At 59.6% G+C, this 228-nt stretch carries 1 protein-coding gene; it reads left to right on the top strand.

Going from position 1 to position 228, the window contains the following annotated elements; translation table 11 throughout:
• A partial coding sequence (locus SB749_RS21220; RefSeq protein WP_410712061.1) for a hypothetical protein occupies nt 1–228 on the top strand: 228 nt, incomplete at both ends.

Genomic DNA, 228 nt, shown 5'->3' with positions numbered 1-228 from the left:
CATGCTCAAGGTGATCGAGCTGCGCGGCGGCACGAAAAACGAAGGCACGTTCAAGGATGAAGCGAACATGGTGCAAAAGGTCATCACGGCGACGGGCGGTCGCGTCGGCGGTGACGAGTGGCGCAACTTCATTCAAACCGGCGGCGTCGCGGCGAAGCAACTGCGCAAAGATGCGTTCTATTACCAGATGGAGCCGCTGATTCAGGAAATGGGCGGCCATGCTGTCGG

This window comes from Brevibacterium sp. SIMBA_078, from assembly GCF_046534565.1.
Classification (GTDB): Bacteria; Actinomycetota; Actinomycetes; order Actinomycetales; family Brevibacteriaceae; genus Brevibacterium.
Note: the sequence above shows the minus strand (reverse complement) of the source record. Positions and strands in the feature narration are given on the sequence as shown.